The following is an 18,052-nucleotide window of genomic DNA, read 5'->3' on the forward strand; positions in this document are numbered from 1 at the left end:
AATACAATTACCCGAACGAGCTAGTCAGCTTCCCTGAGCTGTCTCGTCCTTAACAGAAGCAACCACAGTTGTGCCTTCGCCAACCGCACTTTCGATCTTCAGTTCACCGCCCAAGCGTTTCACGCGTTCCCGCATACCTTGAAGTCCGAAATGCCCCTCGCTCGGGCCAACCGCCGAAACCGGATCAAACCCCTTTCCATCATCGCAAACGGAAAGACGAACCTCTCCCACCCCAAATTCTAAACGCAGTTCGATCGATGACGCTTCACCATGCTTAAACGCATTCGTGATCGCCTCCTGGGCTAGGAGTAGAAGATTGCTTCCTACAAAATCCGCCACTTCCCGCTCATCGCCCGAGACGTTCACCGAAATCGATACCGGCAAGCCAGCGCTACGATTTTCGGCCACTTCCTCCAAGGCTTCAAAAAGGGTCAGCTTGTCGAGCGGATTGTCTCTGAGATTCCAAATACTCCTCCGCAAGTCCTCGCGGCTCCGCCCTAGCAACTGTCGGGCAAGACTGAGGTGGTGCTGGGACCGCTGGGCATCGTTCGCCTTCAAGGCATCAGTCGCATCCAGCTGGAGGGCCAAACCAGTCAACGACTGCTCCATAGTATCATGCAAGTCCGCCGCCAATCGCGTCCGTTCTCTCAGCGACGACTCAAACTCCACCGCGGCGTCGCGCCTGGCCCGCATTTCCTCCGAGAGCTGCTTGCTCCGAATCGCAACCGTGCGGCGCAGCAAAACGATCCATCCGACCCCAGCTACAATAACAACAACAGCCACCATCAACACCCTCGCCAATCGTTCATTGGTCCAAATCGAAGCCGGACTCACCACGACCACATTTGACAAATCGTCAACCAGCAGACTCATCGACTCAGGCTCTGGCCAATCCAAGACCGGCCCGGACTCGGAGTAACTCAATCGGCAAACTCCCGTCGCCTCCAATACGCTGCCAACTCTGTAGAGACTTCGGTCAAAGGCATGCCCTTCGCCGAGCAACACAACGGGAACCAGTCCGCCATCAGACTCCAAACTCAAGCGCAGCGGCTCGCCCTCACGCTGATCGATACTGACGAGCTCACCTCGCAACGATACCAGTATGTCATCGTAATCCCTCTTCGCATCCACCGCCCGCTGAGGTTTGCTCGCCAAGGCTTCATCCAAGGAAATCAAAACAGGAACCACAGGCTCTCCTTCCCCCAGCTCACGGCAAATCGCATAAAACATCTCAGCCCGATTGTGAGGCATGTGCAGAAATCCGGAGGCTTCAACCCGTTCTCCCACCTGCAAGTCCAGCTCGTGACTCGTGTTCACCTTCAAGGCCAAATCACCCGCCTGCAGGTAGAAGAACTCGCCCGGACTCGAAAGCGTAACCGTCCCTCGAACACGCGTACGGTGCAGCTCCCTCAAGGAAGGATCGAAACTCATCACCTCCGAGAGCTGGGCCAAACGGACCGAGAACGGATCCTCATTCCCTAGTTCGTCGACTACCAGATCCGCCGGATCGTTGGTATATATGCGGGCCGCCAGAAATTGGCGACGAGCGTTGAAAAAAGAGAGGCAGACCCCGGTCAGCGTCACCTTCGCATCAATCAATCCCGCCTGTGAATACTCCAAGTCCGCTCCTGCCAGGCGAAAGGTGCACTCACCGAACCGGGAGCGAACCCCAAGGCGTAGTTCATTGAAATTCGGCCTCTCGAGAAACTCGACCGCCTGAATGACTCCGCTCACCTGAATTCTTCGGCTATCATAATCGCCTGTATTCAACTCATGGATAGAAAGCTCAAGCGGATCCGGAAGGGATCCCTTACCCAGAAAGCGAACCGAAGAGCTCATCACCGAAGGCAGGTAATTCCCTTTCAAGGTAATCCCCTCGACCTCGACCAGATCTCCCAGCTCCAAGGCAGGCCCTTGTTCGCCAGCTTCCATCTCCTTTCGCCGTACCCATATCCCCGTTCCATCATCAAGCGTGAACGGCATAAGATCCACCGGGTGGGCAAAGCCCGACAGGGAGGTCACCACCCCTCTCAATCGCACCGGCCGGCCCTCATCCGCCTCCGCCGAACTCATCACGCGGATCTCCGCACAGGTCGTGATCAGTCCTTCCGTTTCTTGGCCAAGACTGCCTCGCACACACAAAAACGCCGAGAGCACTAGGCTCACCATCAACAGTCTCCGACGAAATGCCATGGGTATAAGTCGCAAAGAACCCCCAAAGTTGCAAGAAATCCCCTATAACCCTATCGAGCTATAGAAATTTGCCATCATTTACCCTATCATACTTGAGCATGACCACCCCCTACCCCATTCGCTTGATGCTCGTCGACGACCACACTGTCGTTCGCATGGGCCTGGCTGCCATTCTGCAGCTTCATGCCGATATCGAGGTAGTCGCGGAGGCGGAAGACGGTGCTCAGGCCTTGCTCGAGTACCGGAAAGCCAAACCAGACGTCGTCCTGATGGATGTGAGCATGCCCGTTACGAGCGGTATTGAAGCCATCCAAAACATCGTCGCGGAAACTCCAGACGCTAAAATCCTCCTGCTCACGATGTCCGACCTCGACGAAGACATCCAAGGCGCTTTCGAAGCCGGAGCACGCGGTTACATTCTCAAGAACGCTTCTCACGAAGAAATCGTGGAAGCCGTTCGCATCGCCAATAAAGGAGATCGCTACATCACCGACTCCCTGCAAAACCGCCTTAACGCCCTCGCTCAGATCAAGCATATCTCCGAACGCGAACTGGAAGTCCTCGAGGGCATGAGGCGAGGCCTGACCAATCGTGACATTTCTCTGACGCTCGATATCAGCGAGCACACCGTAAAAGCGCATGTGAAAGCCATCCTCAAAAAGCTCGAATCGGCCGATCGGGCTGAAGCCGTCGCGCGAGGATTCGAAAAAGGGCTTCTGCGCCTAAACGACAGCCAAACCTAACAAGACCAACCATTCAGTAGTCATCTAGCGGATACAACTAATCCCATTCGCAACCTTACCCCTAAATTAATAGAGCAGTAGTCGCTCTATTACCCTACCGAGCAAAGCATTGCTCCACTCCTTTAAACCCGTCGAGAGATGCTGGTGCTCTACAAACACGTGCGCACATAAGCACCTACCAACAACTCATTCAGCTCTTCGCGACGTACCCAAACATAAACTACAACCCACAAACACCCAATAAACCTATCAAGCATGATGAAGTATAAGAACCTCATAGCTATCAGCCTTGTACCGGCGAGCGCCCTGCTCGCGCAAGAGGGCGTCGATGACGAAGACGAGATCTTCGAGCTTTCGCCCTTCACTGTCGAAGGTGCTGAAGAGACTGGCTACCGAGCAACCGCCACACTCGCTGGCACTCGTATCCGCACTGAACTGAAAGATGTCGGCTCCGCGATCTCAGTCGTAACCGAGCAATTCCTCGACGATATGGGGGTGACCGACAACACCTCTTTGCTTGTCTACACGACCAACACGGAATCGGGTGGCGTGTCCGGCAACTTCGCTGGTCTCGGCAACGGGGAAAACCTCGACGAGGGCAACTCCATGCTCCGTCCTAACAACAACAACCGTGTACGCGGACTTCAGGCAGCTGACAATACACGTGGTTACTTCCTGACCGATATTCCATGGGACAACTACAACACCGGTCGCATCGACTTGCAGCGTGGTCCGAACTCAATGCTATTCGGCCTCGGTAGCCCAGCAGGTATCATCAATGCAACGGTCAAGGGAGCCTCTTGGGAAGATGAGGGCAAGGTCGATATCCGCTTCGGCAGCTGGGGAACCCAACGCTTGTCCGTTAATCTGAACCGAGTCATTCTTGAAGACGAGTTGGCCATTCGAATGGCAGCCCTGACCGAACACCAGAAGTTCCAACAGAACCCAGCGTTCGAGGATGACGAACGTTTGTACTTCGCTCTGAAATACCAACCGAGTTTCCTTAAGAGCGATTCGGCTTCCACCACCATCACTTCCAACTTCGAGAATGGATCCATCGAAGCAAACCGCCCACGTGCGATCCCACCGGAAGACCTCGTAACCCCATGGTTTGATCGCTTGAACAAGCTGGTCGTCAATCCGCTGGAAGCCTACAACGACAATCCCTTGATCCCCGGCTCAGGTACCTTTGTTGGTGGGCATGAGAACTACACACCGGCTCTCGATCAGCTGACCGGAGGCGTGCAAGTTGTCTTCGACGATCCGAACTCTTCCCAACAGTGGGGTCCGCTTCGCATCGGCGAAATCAATCACACTACAAAATGGGGCATCGGATCTGACGGTCTGCCCGATGAAGGAGTGGGCTACCTGCCATTCTACCGCTCAGTATCAGTGGCTCGATACCCCGATTATGCAGTACAAGCGGGTCTCGAGTTTTCGGATACGCTTTCTCCATTCAAGCGCGAGTCTCTCACCGACCGTTCGATCTTCGACTTCAAGAATAACTTGATCGACGGAGACAACAAACGTGAATGGCGCGACTTCGAGGCCTTCAACATCGCTCTGGACCAAAGTTTCTTCAACAACCGTCTGGCATTCCAAGTCGCCTACGACCGCCAGGACTACGGCGACCGTTCATTCCGCCCAATGGGTGCCAACCCAATGATCGCAGTCGACGTCAATACTCACCTAGCATCCGACCAAACACCGAACCCGAATGTTGGCCGCCCTTATCTCTTCTCGCGCACTCGATTCGGTACGGGAGCTCGCCAAACAGAACGGGAAGTTAAACAGGCAACCGCCGTTTTGGACATTCGCGCCACCGACTTCATGGACGAGTCGTGGCTCTCCAAAATGCTAGGACGTCACCTCTTCACTGGCTTCGCATCCGAGCAGCGTATCGAACAACGCGATCAACAGTGGGCCTCCTATTTGCTCAGCCGCGAGTACGGCGAGTTCATGGGCACGCCAAAGGTATCGCAGACCGAACGCGAACTCATGATGATGAACTATCTTGGCAGTGATTCCCTCTTGGGAGTCAATTCTCCGAGAGGACTCAACATACAACCTGTATCCGCTCTGCAAGTTCCAGACTCCAGCTCGATCCTGCTATTCGATTCGAACTGGAACGCTCCTAGCGTAGACCCAGCTGCTGAGTGGATACGCCCATGGGACCAGTCCAACCAGACCCAATCGGAAAACCCAGACAACTACGTTGGCTGGAGAACCATGTCTTTCGACCTCATCAACGGCTCGACCGTCGAGGGCGGCAAGAAGTCCATCAAGGACGCGCGAGGTGACTTGCAGGAAATCGATTCTGAAGCGTTTATCTGGCAAGCTTACCTAGCAGGAGGAGCGATTGTACCCACTTATGGATACCGTCGAGACACTGCCAAGGGCTATGGTCTCGTTGCAGATGGATCACCTGACAATTACACAACCAGCCTCGTCGCAGCGGACACTTACCTCGACCTGACGGATCCCTCTTATGACTTCCGTACAGAGCCAGGAAACGTGGTGGAAGGATCAAGCGAATCTTGGTCGGTCGTTCTCCACACCGCTAAGTTCCTGCCCGAGCTCCCCCTTGGCTCCGAGTTCAGTTTCTTCTACAACGAATCCTCGAACTTCCAACCAGCTGCCGGCCGCATCGGCGTGTTTGGAGATCCTCTCGGCGCTCCATCAGGAGACACCACTGACTACGGTTTCATGGTTTCCGCACTCCAAGGGAAGATGCACTTCAAGGTGAACATCTACGAAACCCTTGTGAAGGATGCCAGCTTCGACCCCGGTAACCTCTGGGTGATCGGAGCACAGGAGGCACGCGCCTACCGTGCGGCTAAGCGATTCGAAGCTAACCTCAATGGAGAGCCTGGTTCGAAAGGCTGGTGGTACCGTCCACGCGGTGGACAAACCGCAGAAGAGGCTCTCGAAGAACAACGCTCGCACGTTGAAGGCGTATTGGGGAACCTGCTGCCAACCGAGTTCTACGAAGCCTGGGGCATGGATCTCGAAAACGGCTGGAAGAACAGCTGGTGGTTAGGTGGATCAAAGCCAGTCGGCATTACTTCTACCGCCGATACCTTGTCCGAAGGGGTTGAATACGAGTTGAGTTTTGAGCCGACAAAGAACTGGAGTATCCTTTTCAACGCATCCGAGCAAACGGCAAAGAATACCAACATAGCTGGCTCGCTCAAGGAATTCGTAGCAGCTCGCAATGCTCATTGGAACGGTCCCGCAGGTCACACCCGCATGTGGGGTGGCGGCGGAACCCAATCCATCCTCTCGCAGTGGAATACTCTCTTCTACTCCAAGTACCAACTCGCACTACAACAGGAAGGCACCAACGTAGCCGAGATGCGCCCATGGCGTGCAAACATGGTGACCTCCTACCGTTTCACAGACGGCCGCTTCAAAGGCTTGAACGTTGGCGGCAGCGTGCGTTGGGAAGACAAGGTGGCTATCGGGTATCCAGTCTATACTGACCCATCCGATGGCGTCGACAAGTTCGACATCGACAATCCTTACTGGGGTCCGAGTGCCGAGAAGATCGACTTATTCGCATCTTATACGATGAAGCTCGGCAACGGCATCCGCTGGCGTATCCAAGGAAACCTGAGAAACGCGTTCGCTGACGACAAACTGATCCCCGTCACTGTCCAAGGAGATGGCTCTCCGGGAACGTTCCGTATCCCAGCGAGCCGTGAATGGACCATCTCAAACAGCTTCACATTCTAGTCAGGATATAAAAATCCTTCGAGGCCGGAAGAGGGCACTTCCGGCCTCACCATTTTTTAGCCTAACCATACGACATGAAGACCATTCTTCGCCTCGCGTGTGCAACCGTTGTTGCCACCACTCTTAAATTGGCCTGCGCCGCTCCTAGCGACTCGCCCAACGTACTCATAATTGCTGTAGACGACCTCAAGCCACTCATCGGAGCGTATCAGGACAGCCACGCCATCACACCGGCCATCGATAAACTTGCCTCTCGAGGAACCGTATTCAGAAATGCATACTGCCAACAAGCAGTCTGCGGAGCATCCCGAGCCAGTTTCTTCACAGGGCAAAGACCCGATTCGGTTCAGGTCTGGGACTTTAAGTCCCGTATGCGTGACCATCAGCCCGATCTCATCACCCTTCCCCAGCATTTCAAAAACCACGGTTACCACACTGCTTCGGTTGGAAAAGTCTTCGATCCACGCTGCTCGGACGGGAAAAAGAACGACGCGCGTTCTTGGAGCCAGCCTCACACCAGCGTCGAAACGCCTCATCTTCTCATAAACCATTTCGGAGCAAGAGACGCACTGAGCAAGATCAAGTCCTTCCGCCTCAAGGCCCCTCCGGAAAAGAAGGACAACAGCGACCTAAACAGTTTCAAGCTCATCACCGAAAGACTCGAAAACGACGTCCCCGACGACTTCTACGGAGATGGGCTGAGAGCGAACTGGGCAGTCTCCTTCCTGGAAGAACAGAAGCAAAACGAAAAACCCTTCTTTCTAGTCGTGGGCTTCAAGAAGCCTCACCTTCCCTTTATCGCGCCCAAGAAATACTGGGATCTCCACGATCCCGACAAACTTCCACTCGCCGCCGTCACGGATATGCCAGTCGGGTCACCAGATTTCCACTACCAAGACTCTTGGGAACTCAGAGGCGGATACGGTGGAATTCCTGAAGGGAAACTTCCAGAGGAGATGCAACGCGAGCTAGTGCACGGTTACTACGCCTGCGTCTCCTACATCGACGCCCAAATAGCGCGAATCCTCGAAACCCTGGAAGAACAGGGTTTAGCCGAGAACACGATTGTAGCCCTCTGGGGAGACCACGGTTGGCATCTCGGAGATCACGGCATGTGGTGCAAACACACCAACTACGAACAAGCAACCCGCGTTCCGTTCATCGTCGTACCCCCCGAGTCCTTCGGTCCAGCGACCCCTCAAACTACTACCCCCGTCGACTCAATCGATCTCGCCCCAACCCTCACCGAACTCTGCAATATCCCTGCTCTTGCGAGTTTCGCAGGCAAGAGCCTCACTCCGCTACTCGCCGACTCGGAGGCGATCCACAAGCCCTTTGCCGTCAGCCAATTTCACCGACATACGGAGGGAAATACGGTCATGGGCTACGCCTTCAGAAACAAACGCTACCGACTTATCACCTGGATAGAAATGGATTTCAAAGCCGGCGAACGCAGCGGCCCACTCGTCGCGACCGAACTCTACGACCTCCAGAAAGATCCCGACGAAACGAAAAACTTAGCATCACTGGCTGAGTTCACCGACCTGAGCGAGAGACTCACTCGACGCGCCGCCCGCTATGCCAAACAAGAACTCGGGGTCAGTTGGTCTCAATAGTTTCACGCCAATACTAATCCATTTTCCGTCTGCTCTCCCCATGCATCCGATGGGTCGGATACTCATCTTGTAGAAATTCCAATTTACTTATCAGAGAGTCTGCTCATCTAGTCGGAGCAGGCTCTTTTTGTGGTTCATCTCCAAATCGAATGAGAGAGGAGTCATCCGAATCCAGGGTCTACAAAGGTAACCATCTTTCTTGATGGATCTGATTCGACGACAGCTGGGCCAGCCCCTCGCAGGCAGCCCATCCGACCCCAGAACAGCCGTACCTCCGGAAAAATACCCCCGTGTCCCAGCCAAGCAATAAATTGAGCTTTTTCCACCTACCTATCACGCTTTGGCTATGTACAATCTAATACCATCACCAGAAACCCGCACCCACATTTGACATCTTCCGGCACTTCATTCCGCTTCTTGTGAATATCCTATCGACTCAGGGACAGGCCTGAAGTAACGATTTCCAAATCCACTCAAATGCCCATTGCCCCGAACACAGCCCTAGTTTTGGCGATGGCGGCCACGGTGTCGCTGCCAACCTTCGGTCAAGACCTCTTCGAGATGAGCTTGGACGAACTCTTGGAGGTGAAAATCACGTCCCAAAAACGTGAGGAAGACCCGCAAAAAGCCTCGCTCTCAGTAACGGCGATCAATGGCCAATCCCTCTCCAACTGGGAGATTGGAAGCTTCCTCGATCTGGATTCACAAGTTCCGGGTCTGGTCATCGGTCGATCCGGCTACGACCCACGCCCAGCGATACGGGGCGCTCGAACACAGCAGGTTGAGCACAACGACCTCGTGCTCGCTTCCTACAACGACGGCGTCTACCAAAGCCGGCACGCCCAAACCATGCGCCCCTACCTCGACCTCGAACGGGTCGAAATCCTTCGCGGTCCGCAAGGGACCCTCTTCGGGCGAAATAGTTACGGAGGCGCCACCAACGCTTTGAGCCAAAAACCAGAACTTGGAACGGTCGAATCTCAAGCCACCCTCACCCTCGGCAGCGACTCTCTGCTTGAAGCCAGGGCTTTCACAAACATGCCAATCGGCGACACCGCAGCGCTCCGCTTCTCGCTCGCTGACACCTCACGCGACGGTTATATCGAAAACCGTTACGATCCAGATCTCTCCCTCGGGGACCGGGACGGTTTCTTAGCTCGAGGGCAACTTCTCTGGGAACCAACGGAACAGGCAAGCCTGAGACTGAAAATCGAACGATGGGAGGAAAATTCCAATGGGTACGGATCGTTCGGATACAAACCCATCGGCATCCCAATCGATGAATCCAGCAGCCTTTCGAGCCCGTTCGGTACCCTCTTTCCCCTCATCGGAAAATCCGAGAACCTCGACAACTCCCTAGGGACCAGCGGGGCTGGTATTGATTTCGCAAATACACCACAGAACGACGGGGCCGCCGAAGTCCTACGAGATCCCTATCACATCAACAGCGACTACCCATCCCAAGAACGACTGGAAGAAGATTCCCTCCTTCTCGAATGGGAGCAGGACTTTGACGAGATCAAGACTCGACTCGTCCTCGGACACACCGATTTTTCCGACTTCCGCATCGAAGACGGCGACTTTTCGACCTACAACTCTTTTGCTGGTGGTCAACGTATGGGGTCGCAAACCACCACTGGGGAGTTTCAAGTCATCTCACCCGAAAACCACGACCTACTCTGGGTGTTCGGTATCTACTATCTCAGCGAGGACTTGAACTACGCCTTTCTCTGGCGAGAACTCTCCGACCTCGTCAACAACGCCCCCGACCCCACAGCGCCTCCGCGAAACGAATGGGCAAGTTGGATGGAGGAACTTAGGATGCGAACAAAATCCCTCGCGCCGTACTTCCAAATCACCAGCAAAATCTCCGATTCCTTAAGCTTCACATTCGGTGCACGTCACACTAGCGACGAACGGACTTGGTCGCTAGTCGGACTCGATACAGACACCCCCGCAGAACTCTCCTTCAATCGCCCCGTTATCGAAAATTCGAATCACCAATGGGAACGCCCCACTTGGAAAGTCGGACTGGAATGGAACGTGGATGAAAATAGTTTCCTATACGCAACCGGAACCACCGGCTTCATGGCAGGGAACTTCAAAACCGGAACAGACGAATACGACGAGCAAGAGGTAACCGCATTCGAAGTCGGCTACAAAACGACAACCGATGATGATCGGATTCGCCTCAACGCCGCCTTCTTTTTCAATGAGTACGAAGATCTCCTTGCGACAACTTTCGTCGATCAAGACGGAACAACTATAGGCGTAGTAGATAACGTAGGATCGATCACTTCCAGCGGGCTCGAAGTAGAGTTCGATTGGCTCCCTCTCGAAGCGCTGCACCTCGGAGCGAGAGCCTCAGTCGCGAACAGCCGATACGACGACTTCGTCTCATCCAATCCTTTCCAAACCGGCGGGCAAACGATCGACGGCACGCCTAACCAATTCCAACTACACGACTCTCAAGTCGCCTTTTCTCCGGACCTTTCCGTCTCCCTATTCGCAAGCTACGACTATCAACTCGCTAACAACAGCCGAATCGTACCCAGACTAATGATACGATGCAACGACGACTATCGAGCAAATGACGAACCCTACCAGTTCGCGCGACAACCTTCCACCACCCTCATCGATCTCTCGCTTGCCTGGCATCCCTCAAACGACGCGTATTCTGTCAAACTCTTCGCCTCGAACTTAACCGACGAGCTCAAGCTCAACCGCGCCAATCGTTTCGGCGGTGACGTAGCGGTAGTCGATTACGCTCCACCTCGCCGCTACAGTATCCAGATTTCCAAGAGCTTCTAGCGTTGCTCCTTTGGCTGTACAACCAGAGCCAGGCTCGATCTAGCCCTCACCGCAACGAGTGCTCCCTCCTCGCTCTTTCCCCTATTCGGGGGATAGACTCAACCGGGCCCAAACAGTATCCTCCACCTCCTGGAAGCTATCACCCCCTAAAATGCTCAACCGCGTTCTCCCCTCTTTACTGATACTAGCGTCAAGCACCACAGCATTCCCCCAAGCCTTCTCAGACGGCAACGTCGTCCATGAACTCAACGCCCGAGGCTTCATCAAAAATTGGATCATAGCAGGCCCATTCCCAAGCCCGCAACTCGAGAGCCCACTTCCAGACGGAAGCTCGCACCTTGGCTTTTACAACGACTACCTCGCCAGCATCGGGGGAGAAGAAAACAGCGCTCTGACGCTCGATACCGAGCTCACTTACACGAACGAAAAAAACGAAACGGTTCCAGTGCGCCCACAGCACGTCCATTCCTCCAGCAACGGAATCGTCGATCTCGATTCCCTCTTCGCACAACCGGACAACGTAATGGCCTACGCATTCTGCGAGGTCTATTCCGACAAAAACCAAGAAGCCATGATCTCGCTCGGATCCGACGACGCCATAAAGGTTTGGCTCAACGGCTCCTTAGTGCACAGCCACTACGTTGGCCGCGGGCTCGGATTCGGCCAAGATGTCTTCAAGGTAAAGCTCAAGAAAGGTCACAACCCCATGCTGGTGAAAGTCGTCGACATGGTCAGGGATTGGGGCTTCGCCATCGAAGTTCTGGACAAACAAGCGGCCGCAGAAGAAGAGGAGATCCAGCGCCAAAAACAAACCGCCATCGACAGGCTTGTAGGGGAAGAGCACCCCTTGTGGCCGAACGGCATTCGCAACAACCCCATCCTCTACCCAGAGCCGGACCTCATCAAACACGGCTCCTGGCTCCCGGATGCCCGACTGCAGATTTCCCGAGCCTACAGCAACGTCTCCACCCCTACTTATTTCCTCTACCAAGCTCCACCCGAAAAGAACACCGGCATCGGCGTCGTCATCCTACCAGGCGGCGGCTACAACGACGTTTGGATCGACAGCGAAGGCCACGAAGTCGCCCTCCAATTCAAGGAACAGGGAATCAGCTCCATAGTCCTCAAATACCGGACCAACACCGCCGACAGCAAAGGTAAACGCCCTTACTCCAAAGACGTTTACCTACCCGCCGCCACCGCTGACGCCAAGGAAGCCATCAGGCTCCTTCGCTCCAAAGCCAAGGCCCTGGATCTCGACCCCAACAAAATCGGCATTGGCGGCTTCTCCGCAGGCGGGCACCTATCCCTCTCCGTGCTCATAAACCCAGACGATGCAAGCGAAGACAGCTACCCAGATTTCGCCTACCTCATCTACCCTTGGCTACAGGAGGGCTACCAGGAGGAGATCTCCAACGCCCAAACCCTTCCTCCCTTATTCATCGTCAACGGCCTAGACGACACCTCTACTCCCGCCGAAAAGACGCTCACCTTCTACCAAATTCTAAACGAGAAGAACGTCCCCGCAGAGCTGCACATCTACTCCAAAGGAACCCACGGCTTCGGACTCGGGCGAGACCACTCAGCCAAGCAATGGACTCACAGTTTCGAAGCCTGGTTAAAAGACATCGGCATGATCCAAGAGTAAGCGGGAGAAGCGAAACGCTTCAAAACAACCCGATCTGGGGAAACCCATCGGCGATGGTTCCTCATCCCCAGATTATCGATACGATACGGTTGCTGAATAAACGATCCATCCAACGCCCGGAGAGAGCAACGAACCCCAATCTTTCCCCTATTCGGGGGATAGACCCAGCGAGCATCTCACGTTATCCTCATCAAGACGCTGGCTGGGGCAGCCCAACACGCCCGCTAGTCAAGAGCCCTAGGAGAACCCCTTGCTGAAACTAAATGAATATCGCAACTCTCGCCAAGAACACACTTCGATTCGCTACTTCGATCGCACTAGGAAGCAGCCTACTGGCTCAAACAGACGAACTCCGAAATCCGGAAATCTTTCAGGTCAATCGCGAGGCTCCACAAGCAAACATCACCCGCTTCGCGTCCGAATCCCTATCCGCCGACTCGAGTCGAGCAGATTCGCCTTACTACCAGTCACTGAACGGTGAATGGAAATTCCATTGGGTACCCAAGCCCGCTGATCGCCCAGTTGGCTTCGAAGCCCCGTCCTACGACGTATCAAGCTGGGAGACCATCCCGGTCCCTAGCAATTGGGAGCTCGAAGGCCACGGCATCCCCATCTACGCCAATCTCGTCTACCCCTTCCCGAAAAACCCGCCTTTCATCGACGCCTCCGACAATCCCGTCGGCAGCTACCGCCGCGAATTTACCGTTCCCAACCAATGGGACGGCAAAGACATCTACCTCAGTTTCGGAGCAGTCCGCAGCGCCTTCTACCTCTGGATCAACGGCCAAAAAGTCGGCTATAGCGAAGGCAGCAAGACAGAAGCTGAATTCAAGATCAACGACTACCTCAAGAGCGGCGCCAACACTCTCGCTCTCGAGGTCTATCGTTGGTCCGACGCCAGCTATCTGGAAGATCAGGACTTTTGGCGCCTAAGCGGTATCGAGCGCGACGTCTGGCTCTACGCCACCAACAAAGCCACCCTTAAAGACCTTACCATCACCGCCAACTTGGACGACCAATACCAAGACGGAACGTTCTCCACTGACTTCGAGCTGAGCAACAGCGACCCACGAACCCGCAAACTCCAACTCACCGCCACTCTCTACGACGGCGACAACGAGATCTTCTCCTTCGAGAAATCCGTGAAGATTCCCGGCGGAGAAAACAAATCGGTCTCCCTCGTTAAAAGCATTCCCCAAGTCCGCAAATGGACTGCGGAAACCCCCGAACTTTACTCCCTTCAAGTTGTCGTCCAACCCGAAGAAGGCGACCCTGAAACCGCCCGCTTCGATGTCGGCTTCCGCCGCATCGAAATCAAGAACGCCCAACTGCTCGTCAACGGAAAGGCCGTCTATCTGAAGGGCGTAAATCTTCACGATCACCACCCCGTCAACGGGCACGTCATGGAGCAGGAGCTCACCCTCAAGGACCTGCAGCTGATGAAGGAAAACAACATCAACGCCATCCGCTGCAGCCACTACCCCAAGGAGGACGCCTTCTACACGCTCTGCGATCGCCTCGGTTTCTATGTGGTCGATGAGGCCAATATCGAAGTGCACGGCATGGGCACCACCAACCAGGGTGACTTCGACAAGTCGATCCACCCCGCCTACCGCCCCGAGTGGAAAGGAGCATTCCTCGACCGTACCGAACGCATGTACGAACGGGCCAAAAATCACCCCTCCATCATCATCTGGTCTCTGGGCAACGAAGCCGGCAACGGACAAAACCAGTTCGCCGCCTACGACTGGCTAAAATCTGTCCAGGACACCCGTCCCGTCCAATACGAGGGAGCTACCCACTACTCGAACTCAGATCTGCAAGTTCCCATGTATTGGAAACTCAAGGACATGATCGAATACGCCGAAAAGACTCCCGAACGCCCCCTTATCCAATGCGAATACTCTCACGCGATGGGCAATAGCGTCGGAAACCTACAAGACTACTGGGACGTCATCGAATCCTACGACATCATGCAAGGCGGCTTCATCTGGGACTGGGTCGACCAAGGCATTTTGTCCGAAGACGAAAACGGCAACCCCTTCTGGGCTTACGGCGGTCACCTCGGCAGTGGACACCTTAGACACGATCAAAACTTCTGCCTCAACGGTCTGATCAGCGCCGATCGCACTCCGCATCCCGCGCTCTTCGAAGTCAAAAAAGTCTACCAGTTCATCAAGTTCCGCGACTACGATCCAAAAGCAAAAACGGTCGAAATCACCAACGGTTACGATTTCACCTCCCTCGCAGACTTCCAGATCAGTTGGACTCTCCTGAAAAACGGTAAAATGTTCGCGAGCGGAGATCTACCCACTCAAGACATCGCTCCTGGCGAAGCACGTCGAGTAAAACTGGATACACCTAAAATCAATACAAACAACGGAGAATATCTACTCAATCTATCCGCAGCCCTTGCTGTAAAGAAACCCCTACTAAGTATCGGCTATCCACTGGCCAGCGAACAATTCGCTCTCTCGAATATAGCATTGCCAAGCATCGCTGAGACAGTTGCTGGAAGTGCAGCCCCAACCATAAAGGAGAACGGCAGCACGCTCCTCGTCTCAGGTCCAAATTTCGAAGTCACATTCGATACTAAAACAGGTGCCCTTAGCAAACTGACCTACTCCGGCAAACAGGTCCTCAAAGAACCACTAAAGCCAAATTTCTGGCGCGCACCCACCGACAACGACTTCGGCTACAACATGCCCAAACACCACGCGATCTGGAAGCGAGCAACCGAAGAACAAAAGCTAGAACTCTTCAGCCATAAAGTCCTTTCCAACGGCACTGTGCAGATAGTATCCAAACAGAAGCTCGCCTCTGGCCGTGCGAGACTCAAGATCACGTACTCAATCTCTGGAGACGGATCTGTCCAAGTAAGCAACAAACTCGACATCCTAAAGGAGTCCCTACCAGACCTACCAAGATTCGGAAACAATTTCATCCTGAAAGAAGAGTTCTCAAACGCCCATTGGTACGGACGCGGACCCTTCGAAAACTACTCGGACCGAAAAACTGCAGCCTTCATCGGCCAATATCAATCCAGCGTCGAACAGCTTCTCTTCGCATACGGAAGGCCACAAGAAAATGGATACAGAACCGACACCCGCTGGCTTGAGCTTACCAATTCACGCGGTTCTGGCATTCGTATCCAAGCCATTGACCGAGCCTTCGGCTTCAACGCCCGCCACCAATACGAATCCGACTTTGATCCGGGCATGAAAAAAGCCCAACGCCGCACCAGCGATATCGTCCGTCGCCCCCTCGTAAGCGTCAACATCGACCACTCCCAGATGGGAGTAGGCGGCGACAACAGCTGGGGCTACCGCCCACATGACCAATACCTTGTCGCAGCCGAAGATATGTCTTACAGCTATTTGATTTCGCCAATCGGAAACTAAGACAGAGGGCGACGCTTCCGCCAATCTCTCCCTCCAAATTCAACACGAACACCGAAGCGGCCCCCTTTCATGTTCAGAGCCATCCTCCTCGCCCTCACCTTCACCAGCTGCCTCCTAGCCAGCGAGAAAGGGATCCGTCTCGAGCGCAGCGTCATGATCCCCATGCGGGACGGCGTAAGGCTATCCACCGATCTCTACTTCCCGGAGAAGGCCAACGAGAAGCTTCCCGTCGTGCTCATCAGAACCGTCTACGGGAAAGCCTCGGTCATCGACTGGAACCCGCTCTACCGCGAACTCGTCCGCCAAGGCTATGCCCTCGCCATCCAAGACATCCGAGGGCGCTTCGAATCCGAAGGCGAATACCGTATCGCCACCGGACGTCGTGAAGACGGCTACGACACGGTCGAGTGGCTTACTACCCGCCCCTGGTCCAATGGCAAACTCGGCACCGTCGGCTGCTCCTACCAAGGCGAAGCCCAACTCGTGCTCGCCGCTGCCAAACACCCCAACCACCTCACCTCCATCCCCCTCGCGCCCGCATCGGGCTACTACAAGCCGGGACGCGCTTGGCAGTCCTTCTCCGGAGGCGTCTTCGAGCTCGCCCAAACCGCTGGCTGGTTCGCCAGCAACGGCAGCAAAGTCTTCTATCAACCACCCCCTCAAGTCGACCGTCAGGAATGGTTCCAATCACCCGCCGCCGCCCTCTTCGATCCCGCGCCCAAAGTCGACTTCGACCACTACCTGACCTTCCTCGACACCCTCCCTATCGACACCCTCCTCGAACGAGCAGGCACCCCGCCCTCCGACTACAAGCTCTGGGCCACCAGCAATCCCGACGGACCCTACTTTCGCGATCTCGACCTCGTGCAAGCTCACGACACCTTCAACATCCCCGCCCTTTTCATCGACTCCTGGTACGACTACGGACCGGAGGAAACCCTCGAGGTATTCGAGCTCTTCAGCAAAAACGCCCTCAGCGAACGCGCCGCCCAAAACCAGTTCATCATCATGGCGCCCAGCACCCATTGCGGTTTCAGCGACGCAAGCGAGAATACTGTCGTCGGCGACCGCCCACTCGGCGACGCCCGCATGCCCTTCCAAGAGCTGCAGATCCGCTGGCTCGATCATTGGTTAAAAGGAGAAACCAACGGCGTCACGAACATGCCCAAGGTGCAATACTACCTCATGGGCAAAAACGAGTGGAAGAGCAGCGACACTTGGCCACCCGAAAATAGCCACCCCGAAAAGTGGTACCTCAGCAGCAGCGGACAGGCAAACAGCCGGCTAGGCGACGGTACCCTCGCTCCGAAGCCTCCTCTAGCAAGCGGCTACGACAGCTTCGTCTACGATCCGATGAATCCCGTGCCATCTCTCGGTGGGCACACCTGCTGCACTGGCAGCGACACCGAAGCAGGCGGCTACGACCAGTCGGAAATCGAGCTCCGCAACGACGTTCTGGTCTACACCTCCGAACCGCTAAAGGAAGGCCTCGAAGTCACCGGTTCCATCGAAGTGCTCCTAAGCGTTTCTTCCTCCGCTGTGGATACGGATTTCACGGCCAAGCTCGTCGATGTCTACCCAGACGGCCGCGCCTTCAACATCCAGGAAGGAGCCTTGCGAATGCGCTACCGGGATGGCTTCGAAAACCCAACTCTCATCGAGCCCGACCAGACCTACCAGATTCGCATCGATCTTCGAGCCACCAGCAACTACTTCGCCCCCGGGCACCGCATCCGCCTCGAGGTAACCAGCTCCAATTTCCCCCGTTGGGAACGCAATCTAAACACCGGCGGCAACAACTACGATGAAACCGCTGGCACCATCGCCTTCAACACCGTCCACCATTCGAAGGCCCAGCCTTCCTACCTCCTGCTCCCTGTCGTAGGCGAAACGGAATAAGACCGA

The 18,052-nt window shown here is 55.0% G+C and carries 8 protein-coding genes; 7 read left to right on the forward strand and 1 reads right to left on the reverse strand.

The features are described from left to right. Window positions 1-24 precede the first annotated feature (24 nt). A complete protein-coding gene (locus JIN87_RS13050) occupies window positions 25-2,193 on the reverse strand; it encodes a sensor histidine kinase (RefSeq protein ID WP_200356014.1) in 2,169 nt (722 codons plus the stop codon). A 98-nt stretch (window positions 2,194-2,291) separates the two neighbouring features. Between JIN87_RS13050 and JIN87_RS13055 the strand changes: the two genes are divergently transcribed. The 7 genes from JIN87_RS13055 (at window position 2,292) to JIN87_RS13085 (ending at window position 18,046) form a co-directional block, all read left to right on the forward strand. Beyond that, complete coding sequence (locus JIN87_RS13055) at window positions 2,292-2,936, forward strand: response regulator transcription factor (protein WP_200356015.1); 645 nt, start codon at window positions 2,292-2,294, stop codon at window positions 2,934-2,936. A 255-nt stretch (window positions 2,937-3,191) separates the two neighbouring features. Continuing rightward, on the forward strand, window positions 3,192-6,671 hold the full coding sequence (locus tag JIN87_RS13060; RefSeq protein WP_200356016.1) for a hypothetical protein: 3,480 nt from the start codon (window positions 3,192-3,194) through the stop codon (window positions 6,669-6,671). Between the two features lie 74 nt (window positions 6,672-6,745). Next, entirely contained in the window at window positions 6,746-8,287 is a 1,542-nt protein-coding gene (locus JIN87_RS13065) for a sulfatase (protein ID WP_200356017.1), read from the forward strand. Between the two features lie 477 nt (window positions 8,288-8,764). Beyond that, window positions 8,765-11,098: a TonB-dependent receptor gene (locus JIN87_RS13070; RefSeq protein WP_200356018.1), complete on the forward strand. Its 2,334-nt coding sequence runs from the start codon at window positions 8,765-8,767 to the stop codon at window positions 11,096-11,098. Between the two features lie 151 nt (window positions 11,099-11,249). Continuing rightward, window positions 11,250-12,746: an alpha/beta hydrolase gene (locus tag JIN87_RS13075; protein ID WP_200356019.1), complete on the forward strand. Its 1,497-nt coding sequence runs from the start codon at window positions 11,250-11,252 to the stop codon at window positions 12,744-12,746. A gap of 263 nt (window positions 12,747-13,009) precedes the next feature. Then, window positions 13,010-16,147: a beta-galactosidase, LacZ type gene (gene lacZ / locus JIN87_RS13080; protein WP_200356020.1), complete on the forward strand. Its 3,138-nt coding sequence runs from the start codon at window positions 13,010-13,012 to the stop codon at window positions 16,145-16,147. A 69-nt stretch (window positions 16,148-16,216) separates the two neighbouring features. After that, a complete protein-coding gene (locus JIN87_RS13085; protein ID WP_200356021.1) occupies window positions 16,217-18,046 on the forward strand; it encodes a CocE/NonD family hydrolase in 1,830 nt (609 codons plus the stop codon). Window positions 18,047-18,052 lie beyond the last annotated feature (6 nt).

This window comes from Pelagicoccus mobilis (genome assembly GCF_016595505.1).
GTDB lineage: Bacteria > Verrucomicrobiota > Verrucomicrobiia > Opitutales > Opitutaceae > Pelagicoccus > Pelagicoccus mobilis.